Consider the following 14,589-nt stretch of genomic DNA (forward strand, 5'->3'; position numbering starts at 1 on the left):
CTCAATTTATTCGGGCTGCCAGGGCGCCCGATTATTTAATGCCCGTAACGTGGCGAATCCGTCCTGCACGTCCAATACGCTGTAGGCGCCTTGCTCAAAATGAAAGTGCCACATCCCGCTCGCCGGCATCGCCAGCAAGGTCGCCAGCAGCAGGCTTAATACGCCCTGATGCGCCACGATCAGCTGATTGTCCGCGCCGCGCCGGGCGCGCAGGGTTTGCGTGATTCGCTCCACGCGGCGTGAAAACTCGGGGAACGACTCCCCGCCGGTCGGACGCGCCGTCTGCCAGTCCGCGATCCAGGCGGCCCAGGCGTCGGCGTCCTCATGCTGTAAATCGCGATGATGGCGCATTTCCCAATCGCCGAAAGACATTTCGTTCAACGCCTTGTCCGCGGCGGCGGCGATTGGGTGCGTCTCCAGCACGATTTCCGCCGTATGGCGCGCCCGCAGCAGCGCGCTGCTGACCGCCGAACCAAAGGTCACGTCGGCCAGCCAGCCGGCGACCCGCCGAGCCTGGGCGACGCCCGCCGCCGTCAACCCGACATCCGTCATACCGCAGAAAACGCCGCTAAGGTTCGCCGCGGTCTGACCGTGCCTGACCAGAAACAAGCGCATGGTTTATCCTCGTTTTTTGGCATAACGTTGCGTCACGGCATTTTCTCGTCACAGCATCGCCAGCAGAAACACCAGCTCGCCGACCTCTTCGGCGGCCCCCAGCGTATCGCCGGTTTGACCGCCCAGCCGGCGGCGCAGATAGCGCCCCATCAGCCAGACGATAATCAGCGTGACGGCAAATGCCCGCAGCGCGGACCACTGCCCCAGCAGCCCGATCAGCAGCGCCCCGCCCGCCAGCGTAATCAGCGTCTCAGCGCCGCGAACCTGGCCGATATAGAGATTGCCGAGCCCTTGCCCTTCGCGCGCGTAGCGCTGCCGGTACATCAACAGCACAATCGCGCTGCGGCCCGCCACCGAAGCCGCCGTCAGTACGGCCAGCATCGATGCGCCGCGCAGCGCCAACTCGCTCACCACCAGCACTTTCGCCGCCACGATAAAAATCAGCGCCAGCCCGCCGTTGGTGCCGAGGCGGCTATCGCGCATAATCTCCAGCATTCTTTCCCGCGCGCGCGCGGAAAACACGCCGTCGCAGGTGTCCGCCAGTCCGTCGAGATGAAACGCGCCGGTAATCAGCGCCAGGGCCAGCACATAGGCCAGCGCCGCCAGCGGCGCGCCGCTCCAGGGCGCCAGCGTAACGAACACGGCGCCGGCGATGGCGCCCACGATCAGGCCGATAAAAGGGAAACCGACGATTCCGCGCACATACTGGCGCATCTCCAGCCCCCGCGTCCAGCGCGCCGGCAGCGGAATGCGCGTCATAAACTGTAGCGTGGCGAAAAACAGACGCAGATTCATTTAATTTTGACCTCAATGCCCGATACCACCAGATAGACCGACTCGGCGGCGGCGGCCAGGCGCTGATTGACGCGCCCGGCGATATCGCGGAAATGCCGCGCCAGCCGGTTCTCCGGCACAATGCCCATGCCCAGTTCGTTGGTCACCAAATAGATCGGCGCCGCGCTGCGCAAGCAGGCATCGATCAGCGCGTCGATCTGCCGTTGGATCACCGCCTCTATCGCCGGGAAATCCATCTGTTCCGCTGGCGTATCCCCGGCTTGCTCAAACAACAGGTTAGCGATCAGGGTGGTGACGCACTCAACAATCACCGCCCGATCCGCCGCCGCTTGTTGCGTCATCACCGCACCTAGATCGCGATAGCCTTCCCAGGTGCGCCACTGCGCCGGACGGCTCTCCCGGTGCCGCCGCACGCGTTGAGCCATTTCGTCGTCGGTAACGACCGAGGTGGCGATATACAGCACGTTATCGCCGTGCCGCGCCGCCAGCCGTTCCGCCAGCGCGCTTTTGCCGCTTCTGGCTCCGCCCGTAATCAATATCACCGGATAAACTCCTGTTTATGTATGTGCGGCGCGACGTGCAGCCGTTCCCGTGCACTCGCTTCATTCCAACCCACTCTCGCCATCTCCGCAGGTCCCGCTTATTCACTCTTTACGTCATTCCCGCGCAGGCGTTGAGGCGTTACCCATAATAATATCTTGTTTGTGTTTTTATATTTAACATACTGATATTAAATATAGATTTAGTGTTTAAACCGTTCCCCCCTCGGCGTAAGAAATCACGCTGAGGTGGATGCTCCCGCGAATGCGCCGCAAGGATGCGGCGCAAGCCAGTGCCGCGTCGGAAACGCGTCACTGGCGGTTCGGAAAAGGGGGCGGCCGCCGAAGGAACCGCGTCAGCGGCGTGATTTCAGCCACAAGCCCGGGTCCGGAGGGTGGTGGCGTTTGAACCACCCTGCGTCGGGCGCGTGCTACGACACAGCAGAGAAATGGCGGCTTTACCGCGCACGAAATATTCTCCGATGTGACATATTCCAATTTATGGGGAGCCCTCAGCGTGCAGGCGGCGCCCCGACCCCATAAATCCATATATCGCCGCGATATCAATATGCTCGCGCATCGCCGCGGCCAGAATATCGAACTGCCGCTGCTTGTGGCGGGCATAGTCAAAAACCTCGCCGTCGAAGGCGGCCAGCCCTTTGCGCCGACGCAGCCGGTCCAGCAGCGCGCGGGTAAAGCGATCGTTGTCAAACAGGCCGTGGATATAGCTGCCCATCACGCTGCCGTCGGCGTTAACCGCCCCGTCATCGCGCCCGATCGCTTGGCCGTTGCAGTGGCTCAGACGGATAAAAGGCGCGGCCTGCCCGCCGAGGCGCGATCTGCCCATATGGATTTCATAACCGGCGATCGGCATCTCCGCGCCGGCCGCCGCGATGCCCGGCAGCGCCGCCCGGCAGCTTCCGCTCACCCGCGTGGTGATTTTTTCCGCCGCGAATGCGGTTTCGATATCCAGCAGCCCCAGCCCCTCCATCCGGGCGACGCCCGACTCCACGCCGTCGATAATGCGCCGTCCCAGCATCTGATAACCGCCGCAGATCCCGATAATCGGCGCGCCGGCCCGATGCCGCTCCTGCAGCGCCGCCGCCAGCCCGTTGCGCTGCAGCCATTGCAAATCGCCCAGGGTATTTTTACTGCCGGGCAGAATAATCAAGTCGGCGCCGGTCAGCGCCGACGGGTCGGCGACATAGCGCAGACGCACATCCGGCTGCGCCGCCAGCGCGTTAAAATCGGTGAAGTTGGCGATATGCGGCAGACGCACCACCGCGATCTCCAGCGCCCTCTCCCCGGCGCCGGCGTATTTCCCGCGCTGCAGCGCGACGCCGTCTTCATCCTCCAGATCCACCTCCAGCCAGGGCATGACGCCGATCACCGGCACGCCGGTCAAGGCCTCAATCTGCGCCAACCCCGGCTTGAGCAGCGCCACGTCGCCGCGGAATTTATTGACGATCACCCCTTTTACCCGCGCTTTCTCTTCGGGGCGCAACAGCGCCAGCGTGCCGTAGATGGCGGCGAACACCCCGCCGCGGTCGATATCGGCCACCAGCAATACCGGGCAGTCGGCCATCGCCGCCATGCCCATATTGACGATATCCCGATCGCGCAGATTGATCTCCGCCGGGCTGCCCGCCCCTTCCAGCACCATGACGTCATACTCGGCGGCCAGGCTGTGGTATACCTCGCCGATCCGCCGCCGTAGCCGCGGCTTATATTGGTGGTAGGTCAGCGCATCCATATTACAGAGCGCTTTGCCCATCAGCACCACCTGCGACTGGCGATCGCCGGTCGGCTTAAGCAGCACCGGATTCATCCGCACGTCGGCCTCAATGCCCGCCGCTTCGGCCTGGAAAATCTGCGCCCGCCCCATCTCTTCGCCGCGCGGCGTAATCCCCGAATTCAGCGCCATATTTTGCGATTTAAACGGCGCGCAGCGGTAGCCGTCCTGAGCGAAAATCCGGCACAGGCCGGCGACCAGCATGCTTTTTCCCACATCGGACGCCGTTCCCTGCAGCATAATGGACAGGCTCATGCGCTTCCTCCCGCGCCGCGCTCGCGCAGCAGCGCAAATAGCTGTTGTTCGGTTTTACACAGCGGCAGCCCCAGCTCGCTATGCAGCTTGACCAGCCACGGCTGCGTCAGCGCGGCCGCCCGCAGCCGTTCCCGTTGCAAAAAGAGGTCGGCGCTCTCCCCTTCGCCAACCAGACGCCCGTGCGCCAATACGTACACATAGCCGCACACCGCGTAGATCAGATCGATATCGTGGCTGGAGATAATCACCCGTTTTCCCTGCGCCGCAATCCGCTCGATGATGGCGATCATCTGCTCGCGTCCGGCGGGGTCGAGCCCGGCGGTGGGCTCATCCAACAGCAGATAAGGCGCCTCCATCACCAGCGCCCCGGCGACGGCGACGCGTTTTTTCTGGCCGTGGCTCAGGTACTGAATCGGCCGATGGCGAAACGCCTGCGCGTCCACCAGCGTCAACGCCCGCTCCACCCGCTCGGCGACGATCGCCTCATCGACCCCGAGATTACGCAGGCTGAACGCGATATCGCTGTCGATATCGGTATAAAAGATCTGCTGTTCCGGATCCTGAAACACCGTGGCGATGCGCTGACGCAGCGCGCGCAGCCCCGCTTTGCCGTAATCGATCGGCCGATCGTTCCACAGCACCGCGCCGCTCTGCGGACGCAGAATGCCGGTCAGGTTCATAAACAGCGTCGATTTGCCGCAGCCGTTCGCCCCGATCACCCCGGTGACGGCGTGACGCGTAAAATCCAGCGACAGATCGCGCAGCGCCGGCTCATCCTGATAGCGAAAATTCAATTGTCGGGTCGTCAGCATAGCGTTTCTCTTCTCACAGAGGGAACTCTCCCCGGTACAGTTTGATCTCCAGCGCGATCGTCATCTGCTGATAGCGTATCATCACCCGGGTAAACAGCATGCCAACCAGCATGGAGAGCGAACGGTAGCTGCTTCCCAGCGACGAATAGCCAAAACGCAGCGACTGCGCGCGGCGGATAGCCTGCGCCTCATCGAGGAAAATAAAGATAAAGCGCCAGGTAAGCAGGATCTGCTCCGTCAGTAGCGTCGGCACCCGGCAGCGCTGCAGGATACGGATCAGCTGCGGAAAGGGCGTATTCAGCACGAACCAGAAGGTGGCCGACAGCGACGCCAGGCTGCGCCAGAAGGTCTGATTGGCCGTATGTGCGCCGGCGGGATCGACGCCCAGCCAGAAGGATCCCAGACGGACGCCCCACCACAGCGTTTCCGGCTGGCGTGAAACCGATAGCACGATCGTCGCCACCCCCGCCAGCAGAAAGCCCAACGGCAGCGACAGCCACTTCAGGTAGCGCAGCGGGCCGACGCGCAGCAGCCAGCAGGTCAGCGCGGCGATAAACGCCAGCAACAGCGCCTGGTACAGCGGCGGACAGATCATCGCCAGCAGCAGGAATAGGCCATAGAGCGCCAGCTTGCGCAGCGGATCGACCTGCCGCCAGCGGCTCTGATAGCTCAGTTTGTCAATTCCCAGCATCATCGCTGCGCTTGCCGCGGTAATAGCCGAGAATGTAGAAAATCACCGCCGTCCCCAGCGATCCCTGCAGGGTAAACAGCAGGCTTTCAATCTCGCCGCTGGCCGGCTCATACAGCGGCTGGAACCAGGGCCGATAGTCCGGCGCGGTTTGCGTAATCAAGGCTTCGGCCTCGCCGTCGGAACCGCCATATTCGCCGCCGTGGTTGATAAAAAACGGCAGGATCACCAGCGCGACGGTGAGCGCCAGCAGAATTAAATTCTTTTTCATCTTAACGACTCCCGGCATGAATCAGCCGACGCTTGGTTAACTGGTCGTAAATCATCACGGTAAGCAGCCCTTCGGCGATAGCGATCGGCACCTGCGTCAGACAGAAGACCCCCATAAATTTCATCATCGACGCGCCGACGCCCAGCTGCGGGTCGGGAAAGGCCGCGCCCAACTGGAGCGAGGTCACCAGATAGGTCGCCAGATCCGCCAGCATGGCGCACAGGAAAACCCCGACGTCGCGGCGGATCCCGGCCTTACACGCCAGTTTCCACGCCAGATAACCCACGATCGGCCCGATAACCGCCATCGACATCCCGTTGGCGCCGAGCGTCGTCAGGCCGCCGTGCGCCAGCAGCAGCGCCTGAAACAGCAGCACGATCGCCCCCAGCACCGCCACCACCACCGGGCCGAACAGAATCACCGCCAGGCCGACGCCGGTCGGATGCGAACAGCTGCCGGTCACCGACGGGATCTTAAGGGCGGAGAGCACGAAAATAAACGCGCCGCACAGCGCCAGCAGAACTTTCTGATTGCCGTCTTCGCTAATGATGTTGCGCAGACGCGCCAGCCCAGCGAATAGGCAGGGCAGAAACAGCGCCCACCAGGCCAGCGCCCATATCGGCGGCAGGAATCCTTCCATAATATGCATGGCGAACGCCTCCTGCGGCGTCAGCATCAGCAATAGCGCTATCGCCAAACCCGATAGCGAGAGTTTCTTTAGCTGTTGTTCCACTGAGTACCTCTCAGACCGTGTCAATTATTGCGTAAATACCCATTTCTTGTTTCTTCTCTCCCCATGAAGGCTCCCCATAAATGGGATATGCCGCATCGGAGAATATTTCGTGCGCGACAAGGCCATCATTTACCTGCTACGTCATAGCACGCGCCCGACGCAGGGTGGTTCAAACGCCCCCCTACGAACCCGGACTTGCGGCTGAAATCACGCCATGTAACGGCAAAATCCGTCATGCCCTGCAAGTGGGTTGGACCGTTATTCGCTGCGCCACTGTTTATTGACCAAAATCGTCGAGAAATAGGGCAGCGGCCGATCGTCGTCAACCTGATCCAGCCGCCGCCAGCACTGCTCGCCCGGCAGCGAGGCGTCGGCCATCAGCAGGGCGTGATCGAACAGATCGAGACGCGCCAGCAGCGCGCGCACCGCGGCGAAGCGGCCGTAGACCTTCATCAGCACCACGCAGTCGTGCGTCAGCAGCGCCCGTTCCAACTCCGCTTGCGGCGCGGTGCAGGACATCACCGCCATAGACTGCCGCTCCATCGCCAGCGGCAGCGCCGAACGCGCGGCGATCGCCGCGAACGAGGTGACGCCCGGCACGATTTCCAGCCACGGCTGGCGGCCGATGCGCGCCAGCAAAAAGACCCAGGTGCTGAATAGCATGGCGTCGCCCAGCGTGATAAAACCGACCTGCCTGCCGTTGGCCACCTCGTCCGTCAGCTGCCGGGCGATCGCGTCCCACACCGCCTCTTTCTCCGCGTCGTCCGCCTTCATCGGAAAATGGGTGGTGCGGATCTCCGTCTGCGGCGACAAATACTCGCGCACGATGGAGAGCGCCAGGCTGTCGCCGCCCTTACGTCCCGCCGGCGCATAGAGAATATCGAGCTTGCCGATCAGACGCGCGGCGCGCACGGTGATCAAATCGCCGGCGCCGGGGCCGACGCCTAATGCATACAGCCTGCCGCTCATTACGCCGCCTCCTGTCGTTTCGGGTTCAGCGCGGCGTCGAGATGCCGGGCGAACATACGCCGGACGTGCGCATTCTCGCCCAGCCCTTGCAGCCAGCAGCGGGTTGCAATGCCCGCCGCTTCAAGCTGCGATTTCCACGAATCCGCCTCATCCGACGCCATATCGTTGATGGCGTGATCCCCCGCCACCAGCATCAACGGCATCAGATGCACCCGGCGCACCCCCTGCTGCCGCAGACGCCGGATGATATGGCCGATCTCCGGATAGCTCTCCACCGCCCCCACCAGCGCCGGAAAGTCGCGCGCCGTCATCAGATGATCGAGACAGGCATAGGCGGAAAAGGCGTGATGGCTGGCGCCGTGCCCCATAAACACCACCCGTTCGTCGGCGGCCAGCGGCGGCATCTGCGTTTCCAGCGCGCTCATCAATTGCTGATAGTCGTCAAAGCCGCTGAGCAGCGGCGTACCCAGCGCCAGCCGTTGGAAATGCGGAAGCCAGGCGCGCGCTTCCGCCGCCACCTTCTCGTACTCGTCGCCATTAATCACATGCAGCGACTGGATCGCCACATCCTGATAGCCCTCCTCCGCTAGCCGCCGCAAGGCCTGGGCGGGATTGTCGATCTGCAGGCCGTCGCGCTCCCGCAGCTTGCGGATAATCATCTCCGAGGTAAACGCCCGGAAAAGACGGCGATCGCCGTAAGAGTCCGCCAGAAACCGTTCACAGGCGTCGATATTCTTCTCCCGCGTTTGCGGGTAGCTGGTACCGAAACTGATAATCAATAACGCTTTTTTCATTTTACGATCCTCGGTGTGTCCGCCAGACGGATAAACGCTGGGTAAATTCATCCAGCGAGGCGATCCCATCCGACGGCTCGTCATCCGCCACGGCGGGGCGACATATCACGATGCAGGGAATATTCAATGCCAGACAGGGCGCGACCTTTTGTTGATAGCCGCCCGGCGCGCCGGACTCTTTGGTGATCACCACATCGGGCCGGCAGTGCTGATACAGCGCCTGATTAAACGCCGCGCTGAACGGCCCGCACTGGGCGATAATCTGTTCCACGCCCAGCCCCAGCGCTTCGCACTGCGCCAGCACCGCCGCGGTCGGCAATACCCGAACCAGCAGCTGTTTATCCGGCAGGTTTCGCCGGTACTGCGCCAGTTCTTTACTGCCGGTGGTCAGCAGCACTCGCGGCCCAAGCCGGCGGGCGACGGCGCAGGCCGCCTCAAGGTTTGCCGCCTTATGCAGCAGCGGATGGTCGAAGGCGTCGATCTCGCTGGGGCGCCGATAGCGCGTCAGCGGCAGCCGCAGCCGGCGGCAGGCGGCCGCCACATTGGCGTGCAGCGCATCGGCGTAAGGGTGGGAGGCGTCGATCACCCAGCGAACGCCCCGGGCGGCGAGATAAGCCGCCATCTGATCCGCATCCATGCGTCCGACCACCACCTCGCCGGCGATGCCGCACGCCAGTTGTTTTCCCGTCTCGGTGGCGACGGACAGGCGGTAAGGTTCGCCCGCCTCATCCAGCGCCTGGCAAATCAGCCGGGCGTCGCTGGTGCCGCCGAATACGTGGATGAGCGCATCGCTCACAGTACGTAGCCTCTAGGCGTGATCATCAGCCCGTCGCGGCAGTAGGTGGTTTTATTGCCGACAATCACCAGACTGGTCATATCCACCGGGGTGAAATCCATTTCGCCGAAGGTGGTGATCCATTTCTCCTCTTTCTTACGCCCGGCGGCTTTGACCACGCCGACCGGCGTTTGCGGCGCGGTCCAGGGCTTCATCAGCTCGAAGGCGCGCGCCAGATGCCCTTCCCGGCCGCGGCTGCGCGGATTATAGAAACAGATAACAAAGTCGGCCTGGGCGGCGGCGGCGATGCGCTTTTCAATCACCGGCCACGGCGTCAGCAGATCGCTCAGGCTGATATGGCAAAAATCGTGCATTAACGGCGCCCCCAGCAGCGACGCCGCCGCGATGCTGGCGGTGATGCCGGCTACCAGCCTGACCTCCAGATCCAGCCGCTGCTGGCCGACCAGCTCCAGCACCAGCCCGGCCATGCCGTAAATGCCGGCGTCGCCGCTGCTGATCAGCGCCACGTTATGCCCGGCCTGCGCCAGATCGATCGCCGTCTGGCAGCGTTCGATCTCTTTGCACATCCCGGTTTTGATCACCTGTTTATCGCCGGTTAACGGCTTCACCAGATGGGTGTAGGTTTTGTAGCCCACCACGATGTCCGCTGCGCGGATGGACGCGACGGCCTCCTGCGTCATCATGGCTTCACTGCCCGGCCCGATGCCGATTACGGTTAACATTAGTGCGATACTCCCAGGGTAATAGTGACCCCCTGCCGACGCAGGGTATGGCCAACCGGATTGCCGCCGCTCATCAGCCAGGCGACCGGTTGTGAAACGCTGCCGACGCCCACCGTGCGGCGCACGAATTCGGAAGCGGGAAAACGCCGCGCATGCGGGCGCAGCTCATCAACGCCGAATAGCTCGAACGGTACGCGCCGGCGCTGCGCCAGCTGGAGCAACGCCGGTTCATCCCGCTTAATGTCGATGCTGCCGATGGCGCGCAGCGCCAGCGCATCAAAATGGTTTTCCGCCAGCTGCTGCGACAATAGCGATTCAAGCGTCGGCAGCGGCGTCGCCCGGCGACAGCCGATCCCCGCCACTACCCGCTTAGGCACCAGTTTGAAGGTCGGCCGCGGGCACTGCGTCGATAAAACGTCAGGCAACGCGTCCGCCATCGTCACGCACACCAGCGCATCCAGCGGCGGCAGCGCCTCCAGACTCTCCAGCGCGATAAAACCGCGCGTATCGCAGCGCGACCGCTCTTCATGCAGGGATGCGTCCCACCACAGGCCGACGCGGCCGTCGCTGACCAGCAGATGATTCACCGCTTTCACCGCGCGGCGGAAATCGCGCATTTCCGCGTCCAGCTGCTGCGCCAGCGTATCCAGCGCCGCCATCTGATTGACATCCGTGGCGGTGGTGATCACCGGATCGGCGCCCAAAACGTCCGCCAGATAGCGGGTCAGCGCGTTACCGCCGCCGACATGGCCGGAGAGCAGGCTGATCACATGCTCTCCCCGCTCGTCAATCACCACCACGGCCGGGTCGGTCAGCTTATCGCGCAGCAGCGGCGCGATAACCCGCACCGTTATTCCGGTCGCGCCCACCACAATCAGCGCGCTATAACGGCTGAACGCGTCGCGCAGCGTCTCGCCGAAGCCGCCGTTAAACGCCGTAAAGCCCGGCTCCAGCAGCTTCTCGCTGGTAAAACAGGTCAGCTGCGGCAGATGCGCGCGCAAACGCCGCGCCAGGCGCACGCCGCCGGGCGTCAGGCAGAAAACGGCGCTGGATTCAGGCCTGACGGTATTCATGGCTGAATTCCGCGTCATAGAGTTTGGAGTAGTGGTACTCCTCCCCCAGAAAGGCGCCGACCAGAATTAACGCGGTTTTGCGGATGGCGGCCGCCCGCACCTGCTGCGCGATATCGGCCAGCGTGCCGCGTACCGTGCGGCTTTCCGGCCAAGTGGCCTTGTAGACCACCGCCACCGGGGTATCGGCCGGATAACCGCCGGCGGTCAAACGCGCCACCACCCCGTCGATATCCTGTACCGACAGGAAGATCGCCATCGACGTCCGGTGGGCGGCAAACGCCTCCAGCTGTTCCAGCGGCGGCATCGGCGTACGTCCTTCGATACGGGTGATCACCAGGCTCTGCGCCACCTCCGGCACGGTATACTCCACGCCGAGCTGCGCCGCCGCGCCGAGAAACGCGCTCACGCCGGGAACGGAGACAAAGCCGACGCCCTGCTGCGCCAGCGCTTCGCTCTGCTCGCGAATCGATCCGTACAGCGACAGATCGCCGGTTTGCAGCCGCACCACCAGCTTGCCGGCGCGCGCGCTATTCACCATCAGCGACACGATCTGCTCAAGGGTCATCCCGGCGCTGTCGCGGCACTCCGCCTGCGGCCGGCAGTATTCGAGCAATTCGGTGTTGATCAGCGAACCGGCGTAGATCACCACATCGGCCTGTTGCAGCAGGCGGTAGCCTTTGAGCGTAATCAGTTCGCGGTCGCCCGGCCCGGCGCCCACAAACCAGATTTTGCCGGCATCAAACGTCCGGCGTTGATTCACCTGTCGCCGTGTCTCGCTATGTTCAGACATCAGTTCCCTCCTTGCAGCAGGAAATAAGATAGGTAGGATTGTTCGGTTTAAAATAGTGGCCGCCGCCGAGCGGCGTCAGCGACGCGACCTGAAGCTGCGTGCAGGCCAGCGCCGCCACGCCCAGCGCCTGCAGGTGCGTCAGCGCCGTATGCAGATTCTCCAGCAGAATAAAGGTCAGCACCAGCCGGCCGCCGGGATGTAAATGCGCCAGCGACCAGTCGATAAGCGCCGTTAACTGCCCGCCGCTGCCGCCGATAAACACCGCATCCGCCATAGATTCCAGCGGCAGCGGCGCGGCGCCGGCGATAATCTCCACGTTGTCGCAGCCAAAGCGCCGGCGATTCTCTTCAATCAGCGTTAGCGCCGCCGGATTGCGCTCAATGGCGGTCACCTGCAGCCGCGGGAAACGCAGCGCCGCCTCCAGCGACACGCTGCCGGTGCCGGCGCCGACGTCGATCAGATGGCGCGCGCCGCCCAGCTCCAGCCGCTCCAGCGCCAGCAGCCGCACCGGCTCTTTGGTCATCGGCACCCGCTGGCCGCGTAAAAATTCATCATCATTCATTGAGGATCACCACTACGTTCATGTCATAGCGCTGCGCCACCTGCTCCGGCGCCAGACGATGGATACGTTCATCCGGCAGGGAGAGGTTTTCGCCGATAATCAGCGTGCGCGTCAGGTTTCGTTGCAGGATGGCGTCGGCGATGGCGCGCGGGCCGATATGCCTGTCGGTCACCATCGCCACCTTGTCGTGCCGCAGCAGCCAGTCGAAATCGGGCGCCCGCCCGTGGCTGCTGGTGAGATAAATATCATTCATATCCAGCGCGATACGGGCGCACAGATACTGCACGGCGCTGATGCCGGGCACGATAAGCAGTTCATCCGCGGCGAAATGGGCGGACAGGCGCTTACCGATGCCGTACAGCAATGGGTCGCCGGAGGCGAGCACCGCCACCCGGCGCGACTTGCGCGCGTCGAGCCAGGTCATCAGCCCGTCGAGATCGGCGTCCAGCCTGCGGGTCTCGCCGTTAAAATCGGGGAATAGCGCCAGATGGCGCGCGCCGCCCACCAGGATCTCCGCGGCGGCGATCGCCCGCTGCGCCTGCGGCGTCAGATGCGCCAGGGAACCGGGGCCGATGCCCACCACCACGATCATCGCAATGCCTCCACAATGTCCGCCAGCGGCCGGTTGGCGCCCAGCACCTGGTTATCGAAAGAGAACAGGACGACGTCGATATGCGGCGGCGTATTGGAGAATCGCATCATATCGTTTACCCGTTGACGAATGCGCCGGGCGATACGCTCATACACCGCCTCCAGGCCGTGCCGGGCGATCACCTCCATCGCCGCTTCAGTGGTATCGCACTGATTCACCGCCAGCAGGACCTCATGGGGCGCGCCCATCAGCGCCAGATTGGCGATCAGCGTCTCCATGCGCCCGTCGGCGATATGGCTGTGGGTATGGAAAATGCCCGCCGCCACTTTAATCAGCTTGCCGAGGTGGCCGATCAGCGCCACATGGCGGAATTTAAGCCTGACGGTTTCCTGCAGCATATAGCCGACGAAGTTGCTCATGGTCACCACGCTGCGCCCGTCCAGCCCAAGCTGTTCGCGCACGAAGCGTTCGCCGTGGTTGCCGGGCACCAGAATGACTTTGTCTTCCCCGGCGGCGCGTTTCATCTCCAGTTCCAGCGCCAGCGAGCGTTTCCAGCTCTCTTCCGACATCGGCGTTACTATTCCGGTGGTGCCGATAATCGAAATCCCGCCGAGGATCCCCAGGCGTCCGTTATAGGTTTTCTTCGCCCGCTCCTCGCCCTCCGGGGCGAAAATTTCGATTTCCGCGCCGCGCGTCGGGCCGATCGCCTCGCGCACCGCGGCTTCAATGGTTTGCAGCGGCGTGCGGTTAATCGCCGAACTGCCGATCGGCAGGCCGATGCCCTTGCGCGTGACGGTGCCCACCCCCTCGCCGCCGCGGATATGGATATCTCCCCCGTCGTTCAGGGTGACGCGGGCAAAAATCAGCATGCCGTGCGTGGCGTCCACGTCGTCGCCGCCGTCTTTGCGGATCGCCGCCGTCGCCTGCCCTCCTTCAATCAACGGCTGTTCGACATTGAGATACAGCGTCACGCCCGAAGGCGTCACGATGGAGACCTGATCGATCGTCTGCTGGCGCAGCACCATCAGCGCCGCCACCTTCGCTGCCGCCGTGGCGCAGGAGCCGGTGGTATAGCCCTTGCGGTATTGCTTGCCGTTGTGCCAGACGCTATCCAGCCCTATTGACGGTTTTTGCACATCGGCGTTCACTGGCTCTCCCGCATACGATACAGAATGGCGTTGACGATGGCGGCGGCCACATTGCTGCCGCCCTTGCGCCCGCGCGCGGCGATACAGGAGAGCGAGCTGGTTATCAGCGCCTCCTTCGACTCCGCCGCGCCGACAAACCCCACCGGCACGCCGATAACCGCCAGCGCCGAGTCCGGTTTCGCCGCCGCGTGCTCCAGCAGCCGAAACAGCGCGGTGGGGGCATTGCCGAAGACAAACAGCTTGTCGCCGGGCTCTTCCAGCGCCACGTCCACGGCGGCCATCGAGCGCGTGATATTTTCGGCTTTCGCCCGCTCAACCACGCGCGCATCGCTGATAAAACAGCGGCACTGGCAGCCGAATTGCGCCAGCAGCGTTTTATTGATGCCCGACAGCGCCATGGTGGTATCGGTATACAGCGTGCAGCCGGCGCGCAGGCCCGCCTTGATGCCTTCCACCACATGCGGCGAAAAATAGAGGGTGTCCAGCCAGTCGAAATCCGCCGTGGTGTGGATCGCGCGCTTAACGATCGCTTCCCGATCCGCATCGGCGAAACGGTAATCGGGACGCTCATCGGCGATAATGTCGCCGATGATGGCGAAACTTTGCCGTTCGATATCCTGCGGTTGTTGAAGATAGTTCATCG

The 14,589-nt window shown here is 63.3% G+C and carries 18 protein-coding genes; all 18 read right to left on the reverse strand.

Going from position 1 to position 14,589, the window contains the following annotated elements; genetic code table 11:
• Nucleotides 1-6 precede the first annotated feature (6 nt).
• The 18 genes from VSX58_RS05205 to VSX58_RS05290 all read right to left on the reverse strand — a co-directional run bounded on the left by VSX58_RS05205 (nucleotide 7) and on the right by VSX58_RS05290 (nucleotide 14,587).
• On the reverse strand, nucleotides 7-615 hold the full coding sequence (locus tag VSX58_RS05205; RefSeq protein WP_327617171.1) for an adenosylcobalamin/alpha-ribazole phosphatase: 609 nt from the start codon (nucleotides 613-615) through the stop codon (nucleotides 7-9).
• Between the two features lie 48 nt (nucleotides 616-663).
• Entirely contained in the window at nucleotides 664-1,410 is a 747-nt protein-coding gene (gene cobS, locus VSX58_RS05210; protein WP_327617172.1) for an adenosylcobinamide-GDP ribazoletransferase, read from the reverse strand.
• Nucleotides 1,407-1,952, reverse strand: a complete 546-nt coding sequence (gene cobU / locus VSX58_RS05215; RefSeq protein ID WP_327617173.1) for a bifunctional adenosylcobinamide kinase/adenosylcobinamide-phosphate guanylyltransferase — start codon at nucleotides 1,950-1,952, stop codon at nucleotides 1,407-1,409. The genes cobS and cobU overlap by 4 nt, the downstream gene beginning before the upstream one ends.
• A gap of 496 nt (nucleotides 1,953-2,448) precedes the next feature.
• Entirely contained in the window at nucleotides 2,449-3,996 is a 1,548-nt protein-coding gene (locus VSX58_RS05220; RefSeq protein ID WP_327617174.1) for a cobyric acid synthase, read from the reverse strand.
• Complete coding sequence (locus VSX58_RS05225; RefSeq protein ID WP_327617175.1) at nucleotides 3,993-4,808, reverse strand: ATP-binding cassette domain-containing protein; 816 nt, start codon at nucleotides 4,806-4,808, stop codon at nucleotides 3,993-3,995. The genes VSX58_RS05220 and VSX58_RS05225 overlap by 4 nt, the downstream gene beginning before the upstream one ends.
• Before the next feature lie 13 nt (nucleotides 4,809-4,821).
• Nucleotides 4,822-5,499, reverse strand: coding sequence for an energy-coupling factor ABC transporter transmembrane protein (locus tag VSX58_RS05230; protein ID WP_327617532.1), 678 nt, complete (start codon nucleotides 5,497-5,499; stop codon nucleotides 4,822-4,824).
• Nucleotides 5,486-5,767, reverse strand: coding sequence for an energy-coupling factor ABC transporter substrate-binding protein (locus VSX58_RS05235; RefSeq protein WP_327617176.1), 282 nt, complete (start codon nucleotides 5,765-5,767; stop codon nucleotides 5,486-5,488). Before VSX58_RS05235 ends, VSX58_RS05230 begins: the two co-directional genes overlap by 14 nt.
• Nucleotide 5,768: 1 nt before the next feature.
• A complete protein-coding gene (gene cbiM, locus VSX58_RS05240; protein ID WP_327617177.1) occupies nucleotides 5,769-6,500 on the reverse strand; it encodes a cobalt ECF transporter S component CbiM in 732 nt (243 codons plus the stop codon).
• A 258-nt stretch (nucleotides 6,501-6,758) separates the two neighbouring features.
• Nucleotides 6,759-7,469, reverse strand: a complete 711-nt coding sequence (locus tag VSX58_RS05245; RefSeq protein ID WP_327612547.1) for a cobalt-factor II C(20)-methyltransferase — start codon at nucleotides 7,467-7,469, stop codon at nucleotides 6,759-6,761.
• Complete coding sequence (gene cbiK, locus VSX58_RS05250) at nucleotides 7,469-8,263, reverse strand: sirohydrochlorin cobaltochelatase (protein WP_327617178.1); 795 nt, start codon at nucleotides 8,261-8,263, stop codon at nucleotides 7,469-7,471. The genes VSX58_RS05245 and cbiK overlap by 1 nt, the downstream gene beginning before the upstream one ends.
• 1 nt (nucleotide 8,264) lies before the next feature.
• Nucleotides 8,265-9,059 carry a cobalt-precorrin-6A reductase gene (locus tag VSX58_RS05255; protein WP_327617179.1) on the reverse strand — a complete coding sequence of 265 codons (795 nt, stop codon included), beginning with the start codon at nucleotides 9,057-9,059 and terminating at the stop codon, nucleotides 8,265-8,267.
• Nucleotides 9,056-9,781, reverse strand: coding sequence for a precorrin-3B C(17)-methyltransferase (locus tag VSX58_RS05260; RefSeq protein ID WP_327617180.1), 726 nt, complete (start codon nucleotides 9,779-9,781; stop codon nucleotides 9,056-9,058). The genes VSX58_RS05255 and VSX58_RS05260 overlap by 4 nt, the downstream gene beginning before the upstream one ends.
• Nucleotides 9,781-10,854, reverse strand: coding sequence for a cobalt-precorrin 5A hydrolase (gene cbiG / locus VSX58_RS05265; RefSeq protein ID WP_327617181.1), 1,074 nt, complete (start codon nucleotides 10,852-10,854; stop codon nucleotides 9,781-9,783). Before cbiG ends, VSX58_RS05260 begins: the two co-directional genes overlap by 1 nt.
• Nucleotides 10,835-11,644, reverse strand: a complete 810-nt coding sequence (locus VSX58_RS05270) for a cobalt-precorrin-4 methyltransferase (RefSeq protein ID WP_327617182.1) — start codon at nucleotides 11,642-11,644, stop codon at nucleotides 10,835-10,837. The genes cbiG and VSX58_RS05270 overlap by 20 nt, the downstream gene beginning before the upstream one ends.
• Nucleotides 11,637-12,206 (reverse strand): decarboxylating cobalt-precorrin-6B (C(15))-methyltransferase, encoded by a 570-nt coding sequence (locus tag VSX58_RS05275; RefSeq protein WP_327617183.1) that lies wholly within the window; start codon nucleotides 12,204-12,206, stop codon nucleotides 11,637-11,639. The genes VSX58_RS05270 and VSX58_RS05275 overlap by 8 nt, the downstream gene beginning before the upstream one ends.
• Nucleotides 12,199-12,798: a cobalt-precorrin-7 (C(5))-methyltransferase gene (locus tag VSX58_RS05280; RefSeq protein WP_327617184.1), complete on the reverse strand. Its 600-nt coding sequence runs from the start codon at nucleotides 12,796-12,798 to the stop codon at nucleotides 12,199-12,201. Before VSX58_RS05280 ends, VSX58_RS05275 begins: the two co-directional genes overlap by 8 nt.
• Nucleotides 12,795-13,946 carry a cobalt-precorrin-5B (C(1))-methyltransferase CbiD gene (gene cbiD, locus VSX58_RS05285; protein WP_327617185.1) on the reverse strand — a complete coding sequence of 384 codons (1,152 nt, stop codon included), beginning with the start codon at nucleotides 13,944-13,946 and terminating at the stop codon, nucleotides 12,795-12,797. The genes VSX58_RS05280 and cbiD overlap by 4 nt, the downstream gene beginning before the upstream one ends.
• Nucleotides 13,943-14,587: a cobalt-precorrin-8 methylmutase gene (locus VSX58_RS05290; RefSeq protein ID WP_327617186.1), complete on the reverse strand. Its 645-nt coding sequence runs from the start codon at nucleotides 14,585-14,587 to the stop codon at nucleotides 13,943-13,945. Before VSX58_RS05290 ends, cbiD begins: the two co-directional genes overlap by 4 nt.
• Between the last annotated feature and the right edge of the window lie 2 nt (nucleotides 14,588-14,589).

Source organism: Brenneria populi (genome assembly GCF_036016195.1).
GTDB classification, from domain to species: Bacteria; Pseudomonadota; Gammaproteobacteria; order Enterobacterales; family Enterobacteriaceae; genus Brenneria; species Brenneria populi.